General features: G+C 38.2%; 20 protein-coding genes. 14 read left to right on the top strand and 6 right to left on the bottom strand.

The annotated features are described in order from the left end of the window. Positions 1-7 precede the first annotated feature (7 nt). From ACZ5QH_RS15405 to ACZ5QH_RS15380, 6 genes are all read left to right on the top strand, one after another. Positions 8-3,136 (top strand): efflux RND transporter permease subunit, encoded by a 3,129-nt coding sequence (locus ACZ5QH_RS15405; RefSeq protein ID WP_005058246.1) that lies wholly within the window; start codon positions 8-10, stop codon positions 3,134-3,136. Positions 3,137-3,147: 11 nt separating this feature from the next. Continuing rightward, positions 3,148-3,483: a hypothetical protein gene (locus ACZ5QH_RS15400; protein WP_005058248.1), complete on the top strand. Its 336-nt coding sequence runs from the start codon at positions 3,148-3,150 to the stop codon at positions 3,481-3,483. Positions 3,484-3,524: 41 nt separating this feature from the next. Next, positions 3,525-4,238 (top strand): HupE/UreJ family protein, encoded by a 714-nt coding sequence (locus tag ACZ5QH_RS15395; RefSeq protein WP_005058251.1) that lies wholly within the window; start codon positions 3,525-3,527, stop codon positions 4,236-4,238. A gap of 11 nt (positions 4,239-4,249) precedes the next feature. Continuing rightward, entirely contained in the window at positions 4,250-4,888 is a 639-nt protein-coding gene (locus ACZ5QH_RS15390) for a hypothetical protein (protein WP_005058253.1), read from the top strand. An 81-nt stretch (positions 4,889-4,969) separates the two neighbouring features. Next, positions 4,970-6,277 (top strand): MFS transporter, encoded by a 1,308-nt coding sequence (locus ACZ5QH_RS15385; protein ID WP_005058254.1) that lies wholly within the window; start codon positions 4,970-4,972, stop codon positions 6,275-6,277. Positions 6,278-6,365: 88 nt separating this feature from the next. Then, positions 6,366-6,491 carry a YHYH domain-containing protein gene (locus ACZ5QH_RS15380; protein ID WP_000733641.1) on the top strand — a complete coding sequence of 42 codons (126 nt, stop codon included), beginning with the start codon at positions 6,366-6,368 and terminating at the stop codon, positions 6,489-6,491. Between the two features lie 50 nt (positions 6,492-6,541). Here ACZ5QH_RS15380 and chrA read toward each other — a convergent pair whose 3' ends face one another. The 6 genes from chrA to ACZ5QH_RS15350 all read right to left on the bottom strand — a co-directional run bounded on the left by chrA (position 6,542) and on the right by ACZ5QH_RS15350 (position 13,538). Beyond that, positions 6,542-7,894, bottom strand: a complete 1,353-nt coding sequence (gene chrA, locus ACZ5QH_RS15375; RefSeq protein WP_005058256.1) for a chromate efflux transporter — start codon at positions 7,892-7,894, stop codon at positions 6,542-6,544. An 11-nt stretch (positions 7,895-7,905) separates the two neighbouring features. Beyond that, positions 7,906-8,817, bottom strand: a complete 912-nt coding sequence (locus ACZ5QH_RS15370) for a chromate resistance protein ChrB domain-containing protein (RefSeq protein WP_005150545.1) — start codon at positions 8,815-8,817, stop codon at positions 7,906-7,908. A gap of 301 nt (positions 8,818-9,118) precedes the next feature. Beyond that, entirely contained in the window at positions 9,119-9,997 is an 879-nt protein-coding gene (locus ACZ5QH_RS15365; protein ID WP_005058259.1) for a toll/interleukin-1 receptor domain-containing protein, read from the bottom strand. Between the two features lie 73 nt (positions 9,998-10,070). After that, positions 10,071-11,348, bottom strand: coding sequence for a tyrosine-type recombinase/integrase (locus ACZ5QH_RS15360; protein ID WP_005058260.1), 1,278 nt, complete (start codon positions 11,346-11,348; stop codon positions 10,071-10,073). 444 nt (positions 11,349-11,792) lie between these two features. Continuing rightward, complete coding sequence (locus ACZ5QH_RS15355; RefSeq protein WP_303578027.1) at positions 11,793-12,599, bottom strand: alpha/beta hydrolase; 807 nt, start codon at positions 12,597-12,599, stop codon at positions 11,793-11,795. A gap of 402 nt (positions 12,600-13,001) precedes the next feature. Then, positions 13,002-13,538, bottom strand: coding sequence for a DUF4189 domain-containing protein (locus tag ACZ5QH_RS15350; RefSeq protein WP_004822976.1), 537 nt, complete (start codon positions 13,536-13,538; stop codon positions 13,002-13,004). Between the two features lie 428 nt (positions 13,539-13,966). On the opposite strand from ACZ5QH_RS15350, the gene ACZ5QH_RS15345 reads away from it, so the two are divergent. From ACZ5QH_RS15345 to phnX, 8 genes are all read left to right on the top strand, one after another. Further along, positions 13,967-14,089 (top strand): hypothetical protein, encoded by a 123-nt coding sequence (locus ACZ5QH_RS15345; protein ID WP_303578028.1) that lies wholly within the window; start codon positions 13,967-13,969, stop codon positions 14,087-14,089. 385 nt (positions 14,090-14,474) lie between these two features. Continuing rightward, positions 14,475-15,209: a UTRA domain-containing protein gene (locus ACZ5QH_RS15340; RefSeq protein ID WP_419761947.1), complete on the top strand. Its 735-nt coding sequence runs from the start codon at positions 14,475-14,477 to the stop codon at positions 15,207-15,209. Positions 15,210-15,358: 149 nt separating this feature from the next. Then, positions 15,359-16,360, top strand: coding sequence for a putative 2-aminoethylphosphonate ABC transporter substrate-binding protein (locus tag ACZ5QH_RS15335; RefSeq protein WP_419761949.1), 1,002 nt, complete (start codon positions 15,359-15,361; stop codon positions 16,358-16,360). Between the two features lie 72 nt (positions 16,361-16,432). Then, positions 16,433-17,626 carry an ABC transporter ATP-binding protein gene (locus ACZ5QH_RS15330; RefSeq protein WP_303578031.1) on the top strand — a complete coding sequence of 398 codons (1,194 nt, stop codon included), beginning with the start codon at positions 16,433-16,435 and terminating at the stop codon, positions 17,624-17,626. Further along, positions 17,620-19,335: a putative 2-aminoethylphosphonate ABC transporter permease subunit gene (locus tag ACZ5QH_RS15325; protein WP_303578032.1), complete on the top strand. Its 1,716-nt coding sequence runs from the start codon at positions 17,620-17,622 to the stop codon at positions 19,333-19,335. Before ACZ5QH_RS15330 ends, ACZ5QH_RS15325 begins: the two co-directional genes overlap by 7 nt. Positions 19,336-19,448: 113 nt before the next feature. Then, a complete protein-coding gene (locus ACZ5QH_RS15320) occupies positions 19,449-20,603 on the top strand; it encodes a TIGR03364 family FAD-dependent oxidoreductase (RefSeq protein WP_303578033.1) in 1,155 nt (384 codons plus the stop codon). Between the two features lie 56 nt (positions 20,604-20,659). Beyond that, positions 20,660-21,793: a 2-aminoethylphosphonate--pyruvate transaminase gene (gene phnW, locus ACZ5QH_RS15315; protein WP_303578034.1), complete on the top strand. Its 1,134-nt coding sequence runs from the start codon at positions 20,660-20,662 to the stop codon at positions 21,791-21,793. Between the two features lie 192 nt (positions 21,794-21,985). Continuing rightward, positions 21,986-22,801 carry a phosphonoacetaldehyde hydrolase gene (gene phnX / locus ACZ5QH_RS15310; protein WP_303578035.1) on the top strand — a complete coding sequence of 272 codons (816 nt, stop codon included), beginning with the start codon at positions 21,986-21,988 and terminating at the stop codon, positions 22,799-22,801. The last annotated feature ends 396 nt before the right edge of the window (positions 22,802-23,197 follow it).

Here is a 23,197-nt window from a genome sequence, read left to right as displayed (position 1 = left end):
TAGTACTATGTTTGACCAAATTGTTAAGCTTTCGATTAAGAATCGTTGGCTTGTACTGATCGTCTTCCTATTCGTAGCTGCATTGGGTGTTTATAACTATTTTAAACTACCTATTGATGCTGTTCCTGATATCACAAATGTACAAGTCCAAATCAACAGTGAAGCACAAGGCTTGTCTCCTATGGAGATGGAGTCACAAGTCACTTACCCGATTGAAACAGCTTTGGCAGGTATCCCTAATCTTGAATATACACGTTCTGTGTCGAGATACGGTTTATCTCAGGTCACGGCGATATTCAAGGAGGGGACGGACATCTATTTTGCCCGTCAAATTGTCAATGAAAAATTGCAAGGCGTGACACCAACACTACCAAGCGGCATATCGACTTCAATGGGACCTGTTTCTACAGGGCTTGGCGAGATCTTCATGTATACAGTTGAGAATGCCAAGAATAGTCTAAACCCACTTTCACCCACTGAATTAAGAACCTTGCAAGATTGGGTCATTAAACCTCAGCTTCGAAATGTAGAGGGTGTGAATGAAATCAATACTATTGGTGGCTATCTAAAACAATTTGTTGTTCAACCTGATTATGCTTATTTGCGTAGTATAGGGCTGGATCAGAAAGCTATTTTAGAGGCGATCTCTAAGAACAGCATGAACAAAGGTTCAGGGTACATTGAGAAAAATGGTGAGCAGTATTTAATCCGTTCTGATTCTCAAATTAACTCGATTGAACAAATCCAAAATATTCCGATCACGACGAGCAATGGTTATATCCTCAGATTGAAAGACGTTGCAAAAATATCGATTGGTCATGAATTACGGACAGGTGCTGCGACCAAAGATGGGCAAGAAATTGTACTGGGTACAGCGTTCATGCTTATTGGCGAAAACTCTCGAAATGTTGCTCATGCTGTAGATCAAAAGCTACAACAGGTTCAAAAGTCGCTACCTGAAGGTGTTGAAGCGAAAGCAGTCTACAACCGAACAACTTTAGTTGATGCAACGATTCAGACAGTGAAGAAGAATTTACTTGAAGGTGCAATTCTGGTCATTGTGGTACTTTTTCTTTTTCTTGGACATTTCCGAGCAGCCTTGATTACGGCGATGGTGATTCCATTATCCATGTTGATGACAATTACAGGCATGGTTAACCAAAAGATCAGTGCCAATTTAATGAGTTTAGGTGCACTCGATTTCGGAATTATTGTTGATGGTGCGGTGGTTATTGTCGAGGCATCTCTCGCTAAATTAGCCATGAAGCAAAAAGAGTTAGGACGTATTCTGACTCAAAAAGAACGTTTTACGACTGTGTTTGAAGCAACAAAGGAATCTCGAAAAGCGATTCTTTATGGTCAATTGATCATTATTTTGGTTTATCTGCCTGTGATGACTTTGACTGGTGTTGAAGGCAAGATGTTTACACCAATGGCTGCAACGGTAGTTATGGCTTTAGTTGGTGCAATGATTCTGTCAATTACGTTTGTCCCTGCAATGGTGGCATTAGTTACTACAGGTGAAATTAAAGAAGAAGAGTCAAAGATTGTTCATTTTATTAAGAAATTGTATAGCCCAATTTTAGATTGGTCTTTAAATCACAGATATTTACTGATCGCCTTTGTCTCAATATTCTTTATATTCAGTGCAAGTCTTTCAACTCGTTTAGGTTCAGAATTTATACCTTCTTTAGATGAGGGGGATGTGGCATTACATGCTTTGCGTATCCCAGGTACTTCATTAACTCAAGCCGTTGAAATGCAATACACGCTTGAAAAAGAAATTGTGAAAATTTCTGAAGTTCAGACCATGTTTGCCAAAGTTGGAACAGCAGAAATCGCCACTGACCCAGTTCCACCCAATGTGGCTGATAACTTTGTCATGTTGAAGCCACGTAGCGAGTGGCCAAATCCAAAGAAACCAAAAGCGGAAGTCGTTGCAGATATTGAACGAGTAGCTAAAGGTGTTTATGGAAATAATTACGAGTTCACTCAGCCGATTCAAATGCGCTTTAACGAACTTATTTCAGGTGTCCGTACCGATGTTGCTGTGAAAATATATGGTGATGATCTAGGTCAACTACTTGAATCAGCAAACGCTGCCGCTAAAATTTTAGAGGGAGTGAATGGTACTGCTGACTTGAAAGTTGAACAGATGACGGGTTTACCCATGGTATCTGTCGAGCTGAAAAAAGACATGATTGCCAACTATGGGCTTGATGCTGAGGATGTACAGCAACAGGTTTCTAGCCTCATCACTGGTGAGACAGCAGGTAAGGTATTTGAAGGTGATCGAAAGTTCGATATTGTTGTTCGAATGGATCAAAACTCTGTCACAGACTTAGAAAAACTCTATCAAGTTCCTGTGAATCTGCCTGATGGTTCAAGTGTACTTTTATCAGAATTGATCGAGTTAAAAAATGTTCAAGGACCAAACCAAATTTCTCGTGAGAATGGTAAGCGTCGTATCGTCATCACAGCAAATGTCCGTGGTACAGATATTGGTAGTTACATTGCAGAAGCACAATCTAAGCTGAATGCAGATTTTAAATTACCAGAAGGCTACTGGCTGACTTGGGGGGGTACATTTGAACAAATGGAGTCTGCATCGAATCGACTCATGGTTGTTGTTCCAATTGCTTTAATTCTGATCTTTGCCATGATCTACATGGCTTTAGGTAATGTTAGAAACAGTGTCTTGGTATTCACAGGCGTACCATTTGCATTAACAGGTGGTGTGATCGCTTTAGCTTTACGGGATATTCCATTCTCAATTTCTGCTGCCGTCGGCTTTATCGCATTGTCAGGTGTGGCTGTGCTGAATGGCTTAGTTCTTGTTTCTGCCATTCAAAGGCTTCGAGTGCAAGGGGAAAGTGTCATTGATGCGGTGAGACATGGTGCAATGGAACGACTTCGCCCTGTGTTGATTACAGCCTTAGTGGCTTCTCTAGGCTTTATCCCAATGGCTTTAAACGTAGGTATTGGTTCTGAAGTTCAACGTCCAATTGCAACTGTCGTTATTGGTGGGATTATTTCATCAACCTTACTGACTTTGATTATTTTGCCGACCTTATATGTGTGGTTTAACCAAGGTTGGTCAAGAAAATCAAACGATGCTACTGAACAGGTTGTTTAGGGGCATCTTTAATGACAAATATATTGCGAGATAAACAAAGCAAATTTGTGATGATGTGGCTAGTCTGCATGATCAGTCTCGCTTTATGTTTGCACTTTAATGAGCATGTAACTGAAAATGAATTTCAGAGACACGTTTCAATTGACGCAATTCATTCTCATCATCATGAGGTCAGCCAACAACATTCACATGGTCATCAGGATAACTACTATGAACATTTTGTTGGTTATGACGTACTTAAATCGATTGCTTTAGCTCATCTATTAAAGGGGATATCGATTCTAGATTGGTGTAAAGAATATGTTTTTTTGATGATAAGCCGTATTTTTAAACCGCCCAAAAAGTGAATGGATTTTCAATTCATTTTAAATTTTGGAGTTTGATATACATGCAAATTATTGATTCACACATTGTGAAATTAAGTGCTTACATAAAGCGATTACTTACTTTATTCATTACATTGGCAAGTCCTACACTTTTTGCTCATGGTGTAGCAGAAGGTGATAAGGGCTACATTCAAGAAATTTATGGCGTTCATGTGATTCCATTCATCTATTTGGGTGCTAAGCATATGGTCACTGGATATGACCATTTATTATTTCTTGTTGGCATTATCTTCTTTTTATATCGAATGAAAGATATCGGCTTGTACGTCAGCCTATTTGCACTTGGGCATTCGATTACCATGCTCGTGGGTGTTTATTACAATATCTCGATAAATGCTTACATCATTGATGCAATCATTGGTTTTTCAATTGTTTATAAGGCTCTTGATAACTTGGGGGCTTATCAGCGTTGGTTTGGTTTTCAACCAAACACGAAAGTAGCGACTTTAATTTTTGGTCTGATTCATGGTTTTGGACTCGCAGTAAAAATTCAGGAGTATGAAGTTCCGAGTGATGGACTGTTGGCAAATTTAATCTCATTCAATATTGGGGTTGAATTAGGTCAGTTTATGGCTCTGTGCATCATCATGTTATTGATGACGTTTTGGAGAAAGACATCGTATTTCTTTAAAACAGCCTATCAAAGCAATGTCTTCCTCATGTTCCTCGGTTTTTTACTTGTTGGCTATCAACTTACTGGCTTCATTACTCAATAAGGATCTAAATTATGTATAACGCTGAAATTCCAAAAGATATCGAATTACCTTCATCAAGAAAGTTAATTAAATCAACAGCGATAGCTGCCGTTAGTGCTGTGGTCGTGTTGGTTACCTGTGTCATGCCTGCGGAGTATGCGATTGATCCGACGGGTATAGGTAAAGTGCTTGGCTTAACGAAAATGGGTGAAATCAAACAATCACTCGCTCAAGAATCAGTGAATGGTCTCAATGCTCAACAGGTAGTGAATAGTGCTGAAGAAATGTCAGTAGAAACTCCGACTCAAACGGCAATTGATACTGTTCAGATGACCATGCCTGCGATTAATAAAGAGAGCATTAGTATTGAGTTAAAACCTGGGCAGGCAACAGAGGTAAAACTAACAATGCCACAAAGTGCAAGTGTCAACTTTGATTGGAAAGCTGTAGGAGGTGGTCTTAACTATGATACTCATGGTGATCCCGTAAATGCCCCTAAAGGGTTCTATCATGGCTATGGAAAAGGCAAGAATGAGACAACTCAACAAGGTGTCTTAAAAGCAGCTTTTGATGGTAAACATGGTTGGTTCTGGCGTAACCGTACAGAAAATCCAGTGACTGTAACTCTACTTGTAGAAGGACAGTTTAGTGAAATGAAGAAAGTCTTTTAAGCTTTAATCAATCTCCTTGGAATAGTCTTCCAAGGAGATTTAATCGTTATAGATGTCAGATTCTAAAAAGGAATCCATAAAATGCTAGAAGTACTAAAAAATACCACATATCGGCATTTGTTCTTGGCCCAAGTGATTGCACTCATTGGAACAGGGTTAATCACGATCGCCCTAGCTTTACAGGCATACGATATTGCCAAGGGAGAAGCTGCTCAAGTTCTTGGTATTGCTTTGGCAATTAAGATGATTGCTTATATCGGTGTAGCACCTATAGCATCAGCATTTGCAGAGCGCTTACCAAGAAAACAGGTATTGGTTGGATTAGATATTATCCGAGCATTAACAGCTTTGTGCCTACCATTTGTGACACAAATCTGGCAAATCTATATTCTCATTTTTATTCTGCAATCTGCATCTGCTGCATTTACGCCAACATTTCAGGCAATGATTCCAGATGTTCTGCCTGAAGAAAAAGACTATACCAATGCTTTGTCATTGTCTCGACTAGCCTATGATTTAGAAAACATTATCAGCCCAATGTTGGCAGGTTTCTTACTCACTGTCATGAGCTACCATAATCTGTTTTTAGGAACAGTATTAGGTTTTATCGGTTCTGCTTTGTTTGTGGTAAGTGCAAAATTACCAGTCGCCAAAGTGCCTGAGTTTAGAGGTGTTTATAGCCGTATAAAGCAGGGAGCTAAAATTTATTTTAATACGCCGAGACTTAAGGCGTTGCTTGCTTTAAATTTAGCTATTGCTTCGGCGAGTGCTGTTGTGATTGTAAATACTGTTGTATTGGTTCAATCGACATTTAAACTTACCGAAAATGCAACGACATGGGCATTTGGTCTTTTTGGACTTGGGTCAATGTTATCTGCTTTTGTTTTACCAAAGATATTGGATAAATTTCCTGATAGATCAGTCATGTTGACGGGAACAACAATTCTTGTCATTGGACTATTCAGTGGTTCTTTGATTGCATCTTATAATGGTTTGTTAGCACTTTGGTTTGTCCTTGGTATTGGATATTCAGTTTCACAAACACCTACAGGTCGCTTGATTCGTAAGTCTGCATCAAGTGAGAATAGAACATCATTGTTTGCCGCCCAATTTGCTTTCTCTCATGCTTGTTGGCTGATCACTTATCCATTGGTTGGATGGTTGAGTACGAATATAGGCACATTACAGACTTTTATTCCGATGGCTGTTATTGCGATTATTGCTCTCATTCTTGCATTATGCTTATGGACAACTAAAGATGAAGATTTTCTAGCACATAGCCATGATGATTTACCCGCAGACCACGAACATGTGATTCAGCATCAAATTAATGGTGTACATGTGCATGAGTATGTGATTGATGACCATCATCAAAAATGGCCTAAATAATTCTTTTCGACTAATGGCTTAGAAGTAAATCGTTTGTTTGTTGTACAATTTCAAACTTGTTTTATCGTTCAATAAAAAGGGAAACAATATGAAAAAACTAATCTTGGTATGTTTAATGGGGCTTGCGGTAACAAATGCTTTTGCTCATTCAGGTGGTACTGATTCTTCAGGATGCCACACGAATAGTAAAACAGGGGATCGTCACTGCCACTAATGGTATAAAAAAAGGAAGCTAAGCTTCCTTTTTTATTAAAAATTATAAGTTTACGCACCAATGTACAAAATCAAACCACAGAATGCCGAAGCTAAAATGACATACATGACTTTGACTTCAAAATGGAACAAGGCGATGAATGCTGCAATCGCAATAACCATTGCTTCATAGTTGAATGGATGATCGAATCCATTTGGCCATAAAACGTGGTAACTGAAGAAAAGTGCAAGATTTAAAATTACACCAACAACAGCGGCAGTGATTGCCGTCAAAGGTGCAGTAAATTTTAATTCATTGTGGGTTGATTCAATCACTGGAGCACCAGCTAGAATAAAAATGAAAGAAAACAGGAAAGTAAACCAAGTCACAATCACAGCACCCAACGCACCTGCCAAGAACAGATGATCATTGCCTAACAGAGCATGATTAAAGCCACCTAAGAATCCTACAAACGCAACAACCATGATCAGAGGACCTGGGGTGCTTTCTCCAAGGGCTAAACCATCGATCATTTGTGTTGGACTCAACCAACCATAAAAATTAACAGCACCTTGATAAACATAAGGTAATACTGCATAAGCACCACCAAATGTGAGCAAAGCAGCTTTTGTAAAGAACCAAGCCATTTGAGTATAAGCATGATCCCAACCAAGCGTTAAAACCAAACTGAAAATTGGGGCAAGCCATAGGATTGCTCCAATCAAAAGTATCTTAGCTAAATGTTTCCAACTAAATATGGCATGTTCTGGGGTAGGTGTATCATCATCAATTAATGCGGGACCATAATCTTTTTTACCTTGCTGATGTGAACCTCCGCCTGTAAAAACGCTTGGATATTTTTTACTTGCTAAATATCCAATGATCGCAGCCGTTAGAACGATTAAGGGGAATGGCAAGTTAAAGAAAAATATAGAGATGAATGCAAGCGCAGCGATTGCCCATAAAAACTTATTTTTCAACGATCGGCTACCAATCCGATATGTCGCATGAAAAACGATAGCAACAACAGCTGGTTTAATCCCATAAAAAAGACCTGCAATAATAGGAACATCACCAAATTTTACATAGACCCATGACAGACCAATCAGGATAAATAGAGAGGGTAATACAAAAAGGATTCCTGCAACTAATCCACCAACGGTTCTATGCATCAACCAACCGATATAGGTTGCTAATTGTTGTGCTTCAGGCCCAGGCAGTAACATGCAGTAGTTGAGAGCATGTAAAAAACGCTTTTCAGAAATCCAACGTTTTTGTTCAACGAGTTCTTGGTGCATAACAGCGATTTGCCCCGCTGGTCCACCAAAACTAATAAACCCCAATTTAAGCCAAAATAAGAAAGCTTGCCAAAAATGAACTGGCTGTGCTGGTTCTTCATGTACAGCGGCTTGTTCTTGTTCCATGATTATTCTCTTTATAGGTTGGCATATAAGCCATCGAAAATGTGATTTGATAAGGCAAATAGGTGGTCATCGTCACTTATCTGGCTTCTAATTCCTTGAATAACCTTTTCAATACCGATTGCTTCGGGAGGCTCAATTCCACCGACATCTAAGTAATGAACAATTTCAGCAATTTTCTTTAATGCAGGTGTTTCTAAATTAAAACTATGTAAAAGAACTTCGAAGGTCACCCAATGATTGACATGACTGAAAGTTGCACCATCAAAATCGAATCCTAATGCTGCTTCTGGGCAGTCACTTGGCATTTCTAACCAAATGAATGTTGGTGAGGTATCAATAAATGTCTTTATTAGCCATGCAGAGGCTAGACGATCAATCCAAGGTCTTTTACGTGTTGCCCAAATTCTGTTTTGATAACTAGCTTTATCTAGAAGTTGAATATGAGCTTGTATCGCTTGAGGCTCATTCACTTCACCAAGACGTGCAATTGAAAGTTCTAATGAAGATAGCTCATTTAAAACCTGTGCTTGAGTCTCATCGGGGTAGAAGTCAATTTCTACAAGCGCATCGATACTTTTTCTCAGTTTACGAACTTGCTTGAGTAGCTCTTTCTTTTCATCTTTAGTCTGTCGATCTCTTAACTCAGAAAGTTGTTTATAGAGAGTGTCGTATTCTTCTTTTCGATTGAAGAAAGGAGCAAGTTCAAGATTTAAGGGTTGCTCAGCATGAAACACATAAGCAGTTCCTTGTTCTGAAATAACATCATTAGCAATAGGGTCAAACTTTTCACTATGCGAAATAGGGAGTAAGTAGACCCCATCTCTTAGAATTGCTGCGCCACTTGCTTTGAGAGATCGCCAGACTCTCATACGAGTGGTTGTGTTCTGCGTAGGCAATGAGGATATGAGTAAGGATATTTTCATGTAATATACTCAACTTATTTGTTTAATATATTACATATAAAAAATTAAAGGGCAAATACAAAGAAGTGATTTCTTATATCAGAAGAAATATTAAAGTGCGGAAATGACTAAAGAGCAGTTGTTTTTTAAGTTTATGATTTTATATAAATTATTTGGTTATATATTGTTTCAGCACACTTCAATATTTGTGAGTTTAGTACTACTTATCAAAAAAATTGTTTAAATTGCAGGGTGTGCAAAAGTTGACTGAGAATTAGGTTCTTTGTAAATCTCAGTCAAAATTTTAACTCTTAGAAGGTGCTTATCGATTTAAGATGACATCAGCTAATTGATGGGCAATTTCCTCAATACTATTTACAGAAGTATTTAAGGCGACTTTATCAGCTAAATTCGGACTATAATCTAAAACATCATTTTTAGTAATTCTGTGCCAAATCGGTAGAATCATTTTGTGACCATTCATTTCACGGGCTACTAAGCCATCAAGTTCATAGTTGGTCCAGTCTTTTTTTATAAAGTCAGTTGAAAGAACAACGGTACCGTATTTAGAGTTTCGGAGACCACTATCAATTTTACGACGCAAACTATCCCCAACTTTTAACGTGAATTCGTCGTACCAAACTTTTACTCCAAGTTGCTGTAATGTCTCTGCAAGTGGTCTGACAAAATCTTCTTTATCTTCTGAAGCGTGTGAAATAAACAAATCATATTCTGGTTCAATCTCAGGTATTGTATTGTTGTAAGATGGTATTGAAACATCAGTAATGTATTGGGTAGAAGCCTTAATAGCATCAATTTCACGTTTCAGTTTCTTTTGATGTTCAATTTCGTCTTTCTGATGTTTTTTAGTCAGAGCCTCTAATTTTTTTCTTTCCAGTATTTCTTCTTTTATAAGGTTCTGTTTTTCTTTCAGTAGCTTATTGTCAATATCAGTTTTCTTCTTTTGCAAGTCTGAAAGTTTTGATTGTATTCGAGCGTTTTCTTGTTCTTTCCGACTAATTTCTGTTAACTTTGTTTTTAATGTAGAAGGGCTAGTTGTCTTCCCGATAGAATTTTGAATTTGTAAAATTTTAGAAATTATATCAGCTCCCTTTTTCTGTTCTAAGCTCATTCGATGGGTAATATCTGCTAACTCCTTATTTAATCTTGTTATGGTACTGCTTATAGTTTGTATTGACATGTTGGCTCAATGATAAATATTAAAGAATAAGATTATTATTTGGTTGGGTTAAATACAAGGTCTATGTATTACGTCATTGTGTAAGCGTAGAGCAATACTCTGCCCAATCAGCCATTAAACCTTTACGCTTTCCTAGATAATTTCCACGTAGATAAGAAGCTTCAACTTTATCTGGCAATTTATGTGCTAACACATGTTCACATACTGCACGATCGTAATTAGTTTTATCTGCCGACCAGTCACGGAATGTGGAACGAAAACCATGCGTAGTAATCACCCGATTTTGTTTAGGATCAATATAGCCTAAGCCATTTTCTTTAAGCTTTTGTTCATGCATTCGTTTGATCAATGTGGTTAATGACATATCAGAAAGCATTTCTCCAGAACGTGGAGCTGGAAAAATGAAATCTTGTGGTTGGCTATATTCTTGAATTGATTCAAGCAACGTAATGGCTTCTTCAGACAAAGGTACACGATGCTCTTTATCGGCTTTCATCCGTTCTTTAGGAATAATCCAGACCTTATTCTTAAAATCAATTTCCTGCCATTTCGCCCCAAAAATCTCACCAGAACGACAGGCGGTTAAAATTGCAAATCCCAAAGCTTTAGGTGAAATTCCTTTTTTCTGTCTTAGATGATGGATGAACTCAGCAACTTGTTCATAAGGCAGGGATGGGTGAGGGCGTGATTCCTGCTTTAAGTTACCCAAGATTGGTTCAAGATTACCTTTCCATTCAGCAGGGTTGTCACCCTCAAAATATCCCATAGCCTTGGCATAATCAAAAATGGTTTCTATACGACCACGGATACGTTTGGCTGTTTCGTTTTTCTCAACCCAAATAGGTCTTAAAACTTCAGCAATTTCGGCTTTAGTAATGTTACCAATAGTAAGATTGCCCAAAGTTGGGTAAATATAAGTTTCTAGTGTCGATGACCATTGTCCAATATGTTTTTCATTTTTGAGTTCACGGGTTTTATTGCCAATAACAACTTTTGCACATTCCATGAATGTTTTGTTCCGTAGTTGCTGAACATGAAGCTTTGCAAGCTGTTCCTGTTGATGGACAATTGGATCAATACCACTTCGTATTTGTAATTTTAATTCAGTGGCTTTGGCACGAGCTTCAGCTAAAGAAACTTCAGGGTATGGACCAATACCAATATCACGGCGATGAGGTTTTAATTTTCCATTTTTATCCAGACGTTTTCCCACAACGGCACGTAAAATCCAGACACGGGAATCTCCCTCGATATTTAAACAAAGACCATCAACACCGCCTACGTGGTATCGACCAGTCTCTTTAATTCTTGCTACACTGAGTGCAGAAAGCTCTTTGGATTTCTTTGGCATGCCTTTGATTTACCCCTCAACCTACCCCTCATAAAATACTGGAAATGGTAGGATTAGACAAGATGGATTAGGATGATATAATTATTAAGTATTTGAATAATATATTTTTATAGCATTTATTTGGATTGCTTAGGACTATTGTTAGACGGACACCGCTTCCGCCAAATATCTTAAAGGGAATCAAACGAATAGTTTGATTCCCTTTTTATTTAACACAAATTTGGAACTATTCAAAATTTTAGCTGATGACTACTCAAGTCTATTGATGGCGCTATGCAACATTTGGCTGCTATTGTATTGATCGCAATCTCAGCGAATAGCGACATCCAGAGCTATTCCAAACTGGACAAAATATTTTTCCATCGATTTTAGTTGCAGGCTTATTCATATAAGAATCATCGTGCTGAATAAGCCTTTAGAGATAGGTTTGTAATAAAACCGTTTCTAAGCAAAATGCTGCTTTAAAAAGGGTATTACGCATTCTGAATATTGTTCAGGGAAATCTCGGTAAATATAAGTATGTTCTGCATCCGCGAAGATTTTAATTTCTACTTTTGTTACATGGTCGAGCCCTACTTTAAGCCGGTGGCCAAACTCGGGTGGGGTATAAATATCTTTTTCTCCATACATTAATAAGATGGGTGGTTGATATTTTACCTGTGTAGATTTTGCTAACGGATTGAGTTCCTGATTAAGTTTTGGTAGCACTGTATTTGATACCATGAGCATTGCATGAGCGACTGGATAATGTTTCCAGAATTCTGGTAAGGTCGGAAATGCGCCTTCAAATACTGCAATTTTATATGGGTGTCCATCTTTTGCTAATGAGCATAGTCCCCAAGCCGCACCAAATGACGCACCAATTAAACCTACATTTAATTCGGGTGTCCGCTTTTGAGCATATATCCCTGCATGATATACATCATTGGGATAGTCAAATGAGAATCCTTCACTTTCTCCAAAACCATTAGCATCATAAATAAGTACGTTATAACCATTTTTTAAAAATAGATCCGCATGTCCGTAACGGAGCCAAAATGCTTTAGCCGCTTTTCCCATTGGATGAGCAAGTACTAAAGTTGCTTTTGCTGCTGGTGCAGTTTTCCAGTAGCCCGCGAGTGTTTGCTGGCCAGTTAAGGGAATAGTGACAGCCTCCCAGTCTTCTTTAGAAATAGCTTGAGGCCAAATCCAAGGTACTTCGAATCTTCCAAAAAAAGGCTTTCGTAGAATTTGGTGAGCAATTTTTTTCATTTTGGTTATCCAATATTTTTCAAAGTTTATAATATATAGTAAAGTTCCTTTTTGGAACTTGTAATTCAAAATGTATTACTTATTGATTTCCTTTATGGAAATTGGATATCGCTCATATTTTTAACCATTTTAATGATACATCGGACAAACATGACGAATACGTTGAAATTAAGAAATGGAATAGATCAATTATCATTTTATTTTTTAATTACATATAGAGCGCAATAGCTATAATTCGAGTTGATAAGCCAAATTACTGAAAATAGATTCTGCAACAAAAAATTACCGTGGTTTAAAGTCCAAGTAGTGTTTCTGGCATACGGTTGTTTTGCCTTTATGCAGATTAATAAAGGCAAAATCATTATTTGGGGTATGAACCAGTAAATTATGTTTTTGTTAGTGCTAGTATCCGAGACTACAGCCAGAATATACAATACGACAAGGCTGTAAATTTTCACTTAAACAAAACACTAATGCACCTTTTTTAGCCCCATCCTCTGAAAAATCCAGTAAAATTTTTGATTTTTGACCATCATTAATTGGATCAGCTATAGCAACACAGCGATTAGAATAGGTTTTAGATACTTCACATTTTTGTCCGCCATCCTGTTGACACGCTTTTAATGCTTTTGCTTGTGCCTCATCTTTAGATTTAAAATTTCTTGTAAAACCAATTGGACGCCCTTTTAAGCCTTTACTTTTATCCTCTGCAATCGCACCCCATAATGTTTCAATCATAGGATACAAAGTTGGATTTTGATTCGTATATCCACCACTTCCTCCACCTGGAATAGGTGCGCAACCTTGAACACCTTGTCCACCTACAGGATAATAGCCTGAAGGACAATTCCCTTCAGCATGTACATTCTCAATAGTTAAATAAATGATAAAAATAAAGAAAATAGATAAATTAAAAATCTGATTATTTGTCAATATCATTCTATAAACTCCTTTAAAATCATTGCTTAATAATAAGGAAAGCTATGAATTATTCTATATAATTCCTATATTTTAAAATGATAATAAGTTCTTTTGTGTTTTTAAATGTCAGTGCATTCTCGGTAGAAAGGATAGCACCTAAATTTTTTAGTTCCGTCTTTTAATGAAATAATTTAGCGAATTGATGTGGCATTAAAATGAACATTGGCTTTCTTTTTATAGAAAAAATCAAATTGTTCGGAAAACCCCCATTTTGAGTTGATTAAATGAGTAGAACACCAAAGTCCTTATACGGTGATCATATGCTGTAGATCGCTTTATAAATGCTCATATAATTATGGCTGACTAAAATATCATTTTCACGTCACTTTAAAGTTTGGCAAATTATTTTATTGTAAAAGTCAACAAACTTAATCTGAGAGAAACTCATGAAAAATGTACTTAGTCGAAGTGTAACAGCTTTAATCTGTATGGGTCCTTTAATGACCACAGTTCAAACATGGGCACATGAGGATGAAGATAAAGTATTGACTAGAACAGTCGATGAATAGCCAATAGACAAAAAACAAAAGAAATGTGAAAAAAATTGTAAAACAAACATTGATCCTAAAACTCAAACAAATAACTCAACGCAACATCAGCATGGAAACGCTTCAGAAATGTCACAAATGGATCATTCAAAAATGACCAATATGCCTTCTTCAATGAAAGATATGGATCATTCAAATATGGAGATGCCAAACAAAACAAATAAGTGATTCTTTGAGAAAAAAGATGAGTCTATTAGACTCAACACATTTCATTGTGATCTCAAAAAGCTCATCAAAAGATGAGCTTTTTAAAACATAAAATTTGTGTATGAACTATGCTTATTTTAAAAATGTCATCGCTTAGACACGATATTTGAGTATATTAGAAGAAATTTTCAAAAAATAAATGTGTATGCCTGTTCAAGAAAAGACTTCTCCACGTATTCCCAAATATATTGCCATTCGAGATGCTATTGCCCATGAGATTGAGTCTGGGCAATGGAGTGCCAATACCAAACTCGCTTCAGAACGTGTGGTGATGGAACAATTTGCTACCACACGTGTCGCAGTTCGAGAAGCATTATTGGCTTTGGAAATGGATGGTCTGATTTATCGTTTAGATCGCCGTGGTTGGTTTGTTCGTGCGCCACGAATTATTTACCGCCCGCAATCGACTAAAAGTTTTAACCAATATGTGACTGAGCAAGGGGGTGTACCAAGTACGGAATTGATTTCTGCGGAATTGCTGCAAGCGACCTCTTGGGATGCAGCACATTTAAAAATTTCGGTGGGTGATGATATTTATTCGATGTGGCGACGTCGTAGTATCAATGGTCGTCCTGCGGTAGTTGAGCATTTACGTATCAATGCAAGTTTATTTCCTCAATTCTTAGAACAACAATTAGAAGGTTCTATTACGAGATTGATGGCAGAGCACTATCAACGGCAATTGACCCGAGCACATATTAATCTCTATCCAACGGTATTGTCAGAACAACAAGCCAAAGCTTTGCATGTCAATGTTGGTAGTATGGGGTTATATATTTGCCGTACCAACTGCGATCAAAATGGAGTAATTACCGATGTTGACCAAGAATATTGGTTACATGATGTACTCGATTTGCATTTTGAAGCGTCATGATAAAGAATTAAAATAATTAATCTGGTTTAAACCAGATTAATTAAATTGTCATAAACTTTTGTTGAAATACAGGCTATCAAGAAGCAGCATTCGTTAGGAATGTCATAATGAGCCCGTATCTAAAACAGCAGCAAAAAAAGCTCCTCGCCATGGGCACAAGTATTTTATTTGCTTGTGTCAGCACGGCATGCACCACGTCTTCAACCTCGAATGATACTGAGCAAATCACGGTCTATACCGCGGTTGAAGCTGATCAATTAAAGCGTTATCAATGGGAATTACGCAAAGCACATCCTGAATTAAAAGTAAAATGGGTGCGTGACTCGACAGGTGTGATCACCGCAAAATTATTAGCAGAACAAAAGAATCCACAAGCCGATGTGGTGATGGGACTTGCTTTGACCAGTTTATTGGTCATGGAAAAAAAAGACTTATTGCAACCGTATCGCCCGAAGCATGTCGAACAACTTAAAACCGATTTTTATAGCCAAAAAGACATTCCAACATGGACAGGCATGACCGCTTGGGAGTCAGCTATTTGTGTCAATACTGTTGAATTGGAAAAGAAAAAACTACCGATTCCGCAAACATGGCAAGACCTGACTAAACCAATTTATAAAGGGTTAATCGTGATGCCAAATCCGGCATCGAGTGGTACAGGCTATTTGGATGTGACTGCATGGATGCAAATTTTTGGTGAAAAGCAAGCTTGGCAATATATGCAGGCACTCGATAAAAACATTTCTCAATATGTGCATTCAGGCTCGAAGCCTTGCAAGATGGCGGCTCAGGGTGAAACGGTCATTGGAGTTTCGTTTGGTTATCCGGGCTTTAAGTTGAAATCACGTGGTGCGCCTTTAGAAATTGTCTATCCGAAAGAGGGGCTAGGTTGGGAAATGGAAGCCTCAGCCATTGTCAAAGGTACGAAAAAACTCAGCAGCGCAGAAAAGTTTATTGATTGGAGCATTAGCCAAGCTGCCAATGAAGCTTATGCACAAAATTTTTCAATGGTGGCACATCAAAATGTTCACAGCAAAAACCAAGACTTCCCAAAAAATCTTGCGCAGCAATTGGTAAAGAATGATTTTTATTGGGCAGCTGAACAGCGTGAATCAATTCTAAAACAATGGTCAGCAAAATTTGAAAAGTAATTGAATCATATACACACAAAAAGCTATTCAGAATCAGTTATTCAAAATTAACGATTAAAAACTAGGTGCAGTATGCAAATTCCATCGCATTTACAAAATAGTAGGACAGGGCAAGCCATGCCAAAATCGGCAGGGCATCTGCTCTCAACTTTAAGAACATTTAAAATGGCAGAATCAAAAATAGTGCTTGAAGTGATGGATATTCAAAAATCTTTTGGTTCAAGCCGTGTCTTGGAACACATTAACCTTGACCTGAAAGCAGGTGAATTTGTTAGCTTTTTAGGTCCATCAGGTTGTGGTAAAACAACATTGCTACGCATCATTGCTGGGCTTGAACAGCCTGATTATGGCAAAGTGATTAAACAACAAATTGATATTACCCATTTTAATACTGCAAAACGTAAATGTGGCATTGTTTTCCAAAACTATGCACTCTTTCCAAACTTAACTGTGGCGGAAAATATTGCATTTGGTTTGCATAAAAAACACTGGTCAGCGCAAGAGATTCAATTTCGTATCAATGAATTATTAAACTTAATTGAATTGCCCAATATTGCGGAAAAATATCCCAATCAATTGTCAGGTGGTCAGCAACAGCGTGTGGCTTTAGCCCGTGCGATTGCGCCCAATCCTGATGTTTTATTGTTGGATGAACCTTTGTCCGCTTTGGATGCGTTGGTACGTTTAAACCTCCGCCAAAAAATTCGTACCATTCAATGTCAATTAAATTTGCCTGCGATCATGGTTACGCATGATCAGGAAGAGGCGTTAAGTATTTCTGACCGTGTGGCGGTGATGAATAAAGGTGTGATTGAACAACTCGAGACGCCACATAATATTTATTACAAACCGCAAACTCGTTTTGTAGCACAGTTTATTGGTTCGATGAATTTTATACAGACAGTGGCGGTCGATACGCATCGTTTAAAAATGAATGAGCATTCTCTTATTGAATTTCCACATTTAAACTTTGCCCAAGATGAACATTATGAAATTGCTTTTCGACCTGAAAATGTCAAATTAGTTGCTGGAAATGAATCTTCTACTGAATATTTAAATTTAGCTGTACGTATTGTCAATACTGAGTTTTTAGGCGCAAAACGTCGTTTATTCTGCGTGGTGCAAAACCAAAATCAGGCCGATGACAATATGTTGCAAGTTGATGTGGATCACCAACATATGGCGGTTGTGCAAGATGCAATGTATCTGCAAGTGCCGATTCGTGACTTACATGTGTTTGATTCACGAGGGCATGCGAGATGTTAAATCAGTCTGCCGCAGATGCTTTATTAAGTAGTCAAACAGTACATCGTTTTCGTTATTCTTTGCGTTCAAGTGCGGTGTTGTTTGTCGCAGCAATTCTATTCACCTTGAGTTTGATTGCTCCCTTAATCGTATTGATGCAAAGCGCATTTTTAAATGAACAGCATCAATTTGTCGGGTTGGATAACTTTACAGCTTATTTTTCCAATCCAGCATTAATCTCATCGATTTTTAATTCGATGTGGATCGCCATTACAGCCATGTTGATTACGGTGAGCTTGGCAAGTGTTTATGCTTTTGCATTGATCAATTGCAATATTCGAGGCAAAGCTTTCTTTAAAACCGTGGCATTTTTACCGATTCTTGCGCCTTCACTTTTGCCTTCATTGGCTTTGGTGTATTTGTTTGGTCAGCAAGGTGTTTTTAAGGGCATGCTGGGCGAGGTGGAAATTTATGGTCCACTAGGCATTTTGATCAGTTATTGCTTTTGGCTATTTCCTGCCATGGTCATGTTGATGATGGGTGCATTTCGCCATATTGATCAACATTTGATTGAGGCTTCTCATGCTTTAGGAAAAAATACACTACAAACCCATTGGGCTGTGACTTTTCCTGCGATTCGTTATGGTTTAGTCAGTGCCTGTCTTGTGGCATTTACTTATGTCATTACCGATTTCGGGATTCCTAAAGTGATTGGCGGCTCATTCAATATGATGGCGTTGGATGTGTATAAGCAGATCATTGGTCAACAAAATATGAACATGGGTGCCGTCATTTCGATTTTGTTGCTCTGTCCTGCGGTGTTGGCATTCATTTTTGATCGATACCAAAGTCGTCATCAGGAACGCTATCAAAATTTCCAAATTCAGCCTTATCGTTTGCGTGCCAATCCTCGAATTGAAAAAGCATTAACTGTATTTTGTGGGGTGATTTCAGGCGGTATTTTACTGATTATTGTGACTGCGATTCTCGCATCATTCATTCGCTATTGGCCCTATGATTTGTCAATGACCTTAAATCATTATCGTTTTGACTATGTTGATGGTGGTGGTTGGGCAAGTTATTTTAACTCAATCAAATTGGCATTGTTCAGTACAGTTTTCGGTACGATGATAATTTTCATCATTGCCTTATTTAGTACCCGTTTTAAAGCACATCCTTTACTTAAAAACTATGTAAAAGTCTTGGTGTTATTACCTTTGGCTGTGCCTGGCTTGGTGTTGGGTATTGCTTATATCTTGTTCTTTAATGCACCGCAAAATCCTGTGTCTTTCGTTTACGGTACGATGACGCTGTTGGTGATTTCAACCATTATTCATTATTACACTGTGCCACATTTGACCTTAACGCATGCGATTCAACAGATCCCGAATCAACTTGATCATGCTGCACAAAGTTTAGGATCTTCACATTGGACAATGTTTCGCAAAGTATATTTGCCTTTAACCTTTCCTGCGCTGTGTGATGTGTTGGTGTATTTATTTGTCAATGCCATGACTACTGTTTCAGCTGCGATTTTCCTTTATTCACCTGATACCAATTTGGCATCGGTGGCGGTGCTGAATATGGATGATGCAGGTGATACCGTGGCAGCTGTGGCGATGAGTATTTTGATTTTACTCACCTCATGTGCAGTCAAGTTGCTGCATTGGTTATTCACTCGGAAAATGATGGTGTCAACACAACGTTGGCGTGGGCAAACACATTCATAACAAATTGATCTTTCAGTCAATCTTTTAATTAACTAAACCATTTGAATTGAACGCTTTCTTTTAGGCGCTGGGGATTTTGCGTGCTAAAAAAAGTAGATAAGGTGGAAAAGACAATGAATACAGCACAATTTGACTTAATTATTGTCGGTGCAGGCATTTTAGGATTATCGGCTGCGATCCAAGCGGCAGAGCAAGGCTTAAAGGTACAAGTCTTTGAAAAATATGCACAACCTATAGGTGCGACTCGCCGTAACTTTGGCATGGTTGGGACTTCGACGCTAAGCCGTCCTGATGCGAAATGGCGTGAATATGCTTTGGCAACCCGTCAATTTTATCAACGGATTCAGGCACAAACTGATATTTCATTTCAACAGCGAAATGGCTTGTATCTTGCGAATACTGAACTTGAATGGCAAGTATTAAACGAGTTTGCTCAAGCTGCAGCTGATTATCAGATTCCTGTAAGTCTATTGTCTAAGCAGCAACTGTTTGATCAATATACTTATTTAAACCCAAAAACTGCGCTACGTGGCGGTATGGTATTTCATGAGGATTATTCAGTTGAGCCACATTTGGTGGGACTGCGTTTGTTGCAATATGCCGAAAAACTTGGTGTACAAATTCATTGCAATGCTTCTGTGGTACTGACGAAATTTGACCAAGGCATGGCGCATATTCGCTTGGCATCAGGTCAAACATTTACCGCAAATAAAGTCATGATTTGTCATGGTGAAGAGACACAATTGTTGTATCCCGAGCTCTTACAACAAAAAGGTTTATTGCGTTGTACTTTGCAAATGGCATTAACCAAACCGCTAAAAGTCAATCTCAAAGCTTCGATTTATTCAGGATTGTCGATCTCTCGTTACCCCGCTTTTGAGATTTGCCCAAGTCATCAAGATTTACGCAATGAATCGCAAATCGGTTTAGTTGAAAAATACGGTATTCATATCCTGATCAAACAAAATGAATTCGGACAAATTATTTTGGGCGATAGCCATGAATATTATCCAATTGAAGACCTACCACAATTTAATCAACGTGAAGAAATTAACCAATTCATTTTGCAATATTGCAAAGAAAATATTGGCTTAGAACTACCTGAAATTGAATCTCGTTGGAACGGTTATTACCTGACTCATCCTACGGAATTGGCTTGTGTGATGGAAGCTGAAACCAATATTTTCCTTGCCAGTGCGATTGCAGGCAAAGGCATGACCACAGGCGCAGGATTTATGAAAGAAATGTTAGAAAATTATATTTTGTAATCTGGTTTAAACCAGATTTATTTATACTGTATGAAATTGAACAAAGGTTAGGCGAAATGAACGCACAAATTGAACTTGCAAACACAATTGAACACGATGTTGAAAATAAATACTTACTGTTGACACCAGGACCATTGTCTACATCGAAAAGTGTGCGTCGTGTGATGCAACGTGATTGGTGTACTTGGGACAAAGAATATAACGCATTGGTTCAGGAGATCCGCAGTCGTTTGGTGGCGTTGGCAACTGCAAAACCTGAACAATATAGTGCTGTGTTGATGCAAGGCAGTGGGAGTTTCTCTGTAGAATCCGTGTTAGGTTCGGCGATTCCAAAGGATGGCAAAATTTTAATTATCAATAACGGGGCATATGGCGCACGCATGGTGCAAATGGCTCGGTGTTTGAAAATTCACGTGGTGGAATTACGTTACCCTGAAATGCAAATCCCTCAACTGGCTGATATCGAAAAAGCACTTGAAGATGACAATATCACTCATGTGTCATGTGTGCATTGCGAAACCACCACTGGTTTATTAAACCCAATTCAAGCGATTGGGCGCATTGTCAAAGCCAAAAACAAAGTGTGGATTGTCGATGCGATGAGTTCTTTTGGTGGCGTGCCAATGGACATTGCAGTGCTCGAAATTGATTTCTTGATTTCAAGTGCCAATAAATGCATCCAAGGCGTACCTGGCTTTGGTTTTATTTTGGCAAAACGTGAGCAATTACAAGCGTGCAAAGGTTTGGCTTGTTCAGTCAGTTTAGACCTTTATGACCAATGGAACACCATGGAACAGCATAATGGTAAATGGCGTTTTACTTCGCCAACTCATGTGGTGCATGCTTTTTATCAAGCACTTTTAGAATTAGAACAAGAAGGCGGAGTAACCGCACGTTATCAGCGTTATTTCAATAATCAACAACGTTTAGCCGCAGGTATGCAAGCGCTTGGTTTTGAAATGGTCTTAGATCAAGATGTACCACAATCTCCAATTATCACTACATTTTTATATCCAAATGAAGCCGATTTTAGCTTCCAAGCCTTGTATGAAAATTTGAAACAAGCAGGGTTTGTAATCTATCCCGGCAAAGTCACCGACTTAAATTGCTTCCGTATCGGCAATATCGGAGAGGTTTATTTAGATGATATTGAACGGCTTTTAACAGCGATTGAGCACTATCGTATTTGATTGGAGTTCACAGTTCCTTTTCTTGTGCCATTTATGGCTCAGGGCGGAGGTTAGGATGGGGAGATTATAAATCCTCTTCCTAGCTCTCCTTTTAAAAGGAGCGGGCGCTGCCATTAAAAATTAAATATTACGCAAAATTTAACTTACGCAAGACAGCTATTTTTAACTTTGAGAAATGAATAGGATAACCTTATGAACACTTCAAATTCAGCATTACAAGCCGTGGTTTTTGATTGGGCAGGTACAACAGTAGATTTTGGTTCACGCGCACCCATTTTGGCATTTATGGCTTTATTTGCAGATAATAAAGTTGAAATTTCAATTGAAGAAGCACGTGCACCAATGGGTTTGGAAAAACGCGATCACGTTGCGGCAGTTTTGAAAATGCCTCGTGTTGCAGATGCGTGGAAGCAGGCACATGGTGCTGAAGTGACTGTGGCGGATATTGACCGTTTATATCAGGACTTTATTCCATACCAATTGAAAAGCATCCCAAGCTGCTCAAAATTGATTCCGGGTGCATTAGACGCATTTGCTGATATTCGTGCCCGTGGTGCAAAAATTGGCAGTAATACTGGTTATGCTTCGATGATGATTGGTCAATTGGTGCAAGATGCAGCTGATCAAGGTTATGTGCCTGACTGTACTATTACAGCCAGTGATGTGAAACATGGCCGTCCATATCCTGAAATGTTGTGGAAAAACTTAATCGAACTTGATGTGTTAGATATTAAAACTGTGGTGAAAGTGGATGATACAGTGGTCGGCATCGAAGAAGGTTTAAACGCTGGTTGTTGGACTGTGGGCTTGGCCGTCAGTGGGAATGAAGTGGGGCTAAGCTTCGAAGAGTGGTCTGCACTTTCAGCGTCTGAACAACTAAGTTTAAAAGAAAAAGCATACGCAAAAATGAATGCTTCAGGTGCACATTATGTAATTGATAGTATTGCTGACTTACCTGCGGTATTGGATGCGATTGAACAGCGTTTAGCAAATAGTGAAAAGCCTTAACAGATGATGAATACCAGTCTTTATGACTGGTATTCTTTTAGAGCTGAAATATAAAATCTTTTTTGTTAACTCCCTCATACTACTTGAAAATGATGAATTCCTGAGAAATAGTTTAATCAGCCTGAGTGTATACTGGGTTGTTTGTAGTGAACAAAACTAAGATTCAAATCTATTTAATTAGAAGATGAGTGCGGGTTTCCAAAATTATTTTTATACAACCTATGTTGCCTAATAGCTTCCATTCAAAAATTTTGTCATGTAAGTTGCTCTCTTTTCATGAGTGACTAAGGACTATTTAAACTGTTGCATCAATCAAATTCGCAACCAGTCATTGACTGCAATTCGTCAAAGCTTAAATCATCTATTTTCTTCAGGAAATTTTTCTGACGTAAATGA

This window comes from Acinetobacter sp. Ac8 (genome assembly GCF_055392545.1).
Note: the sequence above shows the minus strand (reverse complement) of the source record. Positions and strands in the feature narration are given on the sequence as shown.

Coding starts and splice junctions, on each gene's coding strand:
- ACZ5QH_RS15405 (WP_005058246.1), top strand. CDS start 8: ATGTTTGACCAAATTGTTAAGCTTTCGATTAAGAATCGTTGGCTTGTA.
- ACZ5QH_RS15400 (WP_005058248.1), top strand. CDS start 3,148: ATGACAAATATATTGCGAGATAAACAAAGCAAATTTGTGATGATGTGG.
- ACZ5QH_RS15395 (WP_005058251.1), top strand. CDS start 3,525: ATGCAAATTATTGATTCACACATTGTGAAATTAAGTGCTTACATAAAG.
- ACZ5QH_RS15390 (WP_005058253.1), top strand. CDS start 4,250: ATGTATAACGCTGAAATTCCAAAAGATATCGAATTACCTTCATCAAGA.
- ACZ5QH_RS15385 (WP_005058254.1), top strand. CDS start 4,970: ATGCTAGAAGTACTAAAAAATACCACATATCGGCATTTGTTCTTGGCC.
- ACZ5QH_RS15380 (WP_000733641.1), top strand. CDS start 6,366: ATGAAAAAACTAATCTTGGTATGTTTAATGGGGCTTGCGGTAACAAAT.
- chrA (WP_005058256.1), bottom strand. CDS start 7,894: ATGGAACAAGAACAAGCCGCTGTACATGAAGAACCAGCACAGCCAGTT.
- ACZ5QH_RS15370 (WP_005150545.1), bottom strand. CDS start 8,817: ATGAAAATATCCTTACTCATATCCTCATTGCCTACGCAGAACACAACC.
- ACZ5QH_RS15365 (WP_005058259.1), bottom strand. CDS start 9,997: ATGTCAATACAAACTATAAGCAGTACCATAACAAGATTAAATAAGGAG.
- ACZ5QH_RS15360 (WP_005058260.1), bottom strand. CDS start 11,348: ATGCCAAAGAAATCCAAAGAGCTTTCTGCACTCAGTGTAGCAAGAATT.
- ACZ5QH_RS15355 (WP_303578027.1), bottom strand. CDS start 12,599: ATGAAAAAAATTGCTCACCAAATTCTACGAAAGCCTTTTTTTGGAAGA.
- ACZ5QH_RS15350 (WP_004822976.1), bottom strand. CDS start 13,538: ATGATATTGACAAATAATCAGATTTTTAATTTATCTATTTTCTTTATT.
- ACZ5QH_RS15345 (WP_303578028.1), top strand. CDS start 13,967: ATGAAAAATGTACTTAGTCGAAGTGTAACAGCTTTAATCTGTATGGGT.
- ACZ5QH_RS15340 (WP_419761947.1), top strand. CDS start 14,475: ATGTGTATGCCTGTTCAAGAAAAGACTTCTCCACGTATTCCCAAATAT.
- ACZ5QH_RS15335 (WP_419761949.1), top strand. CDS start 15,359: ATGGGCACAAGTATTTTATTTGCTTGTGTCAGCACGGCATGCACCACG.
- ACZ5QH_RS15330 (WP_303578031.1), top strand. CDS start 16,433: ATGCAAATTCCATCGCATTTACAAAATAGTAGGACAGGGCAAGCCATG.
- ACZ5QH_RS15325 (WP_303578032.1), top strand. CDS start 17,620: ATGTTAAATCAGTCTGCCGCAGATGCTTTATTAAGTAGTCAAACAGTA.
- ACZ5QH_RS15320 (WP_303578033.1), top strand. CDS start 19,449: ATGAATACAGCACAATTTGACTTAATTATTGTCGGTGCAGGCATTTTA.
- phnW (WP_303578034.1), top strand. CDS start 20,660: ATGAACGCACAAATTGAACTTGCAAACACAATTGAACACGATGTTGAA.
- phnX (WP_303578035.1), top strand. CDS start 21,986: ATGAACACTTCAAATTCAGCATTACAAGCCGTGGTTTTTGATTGGGCA.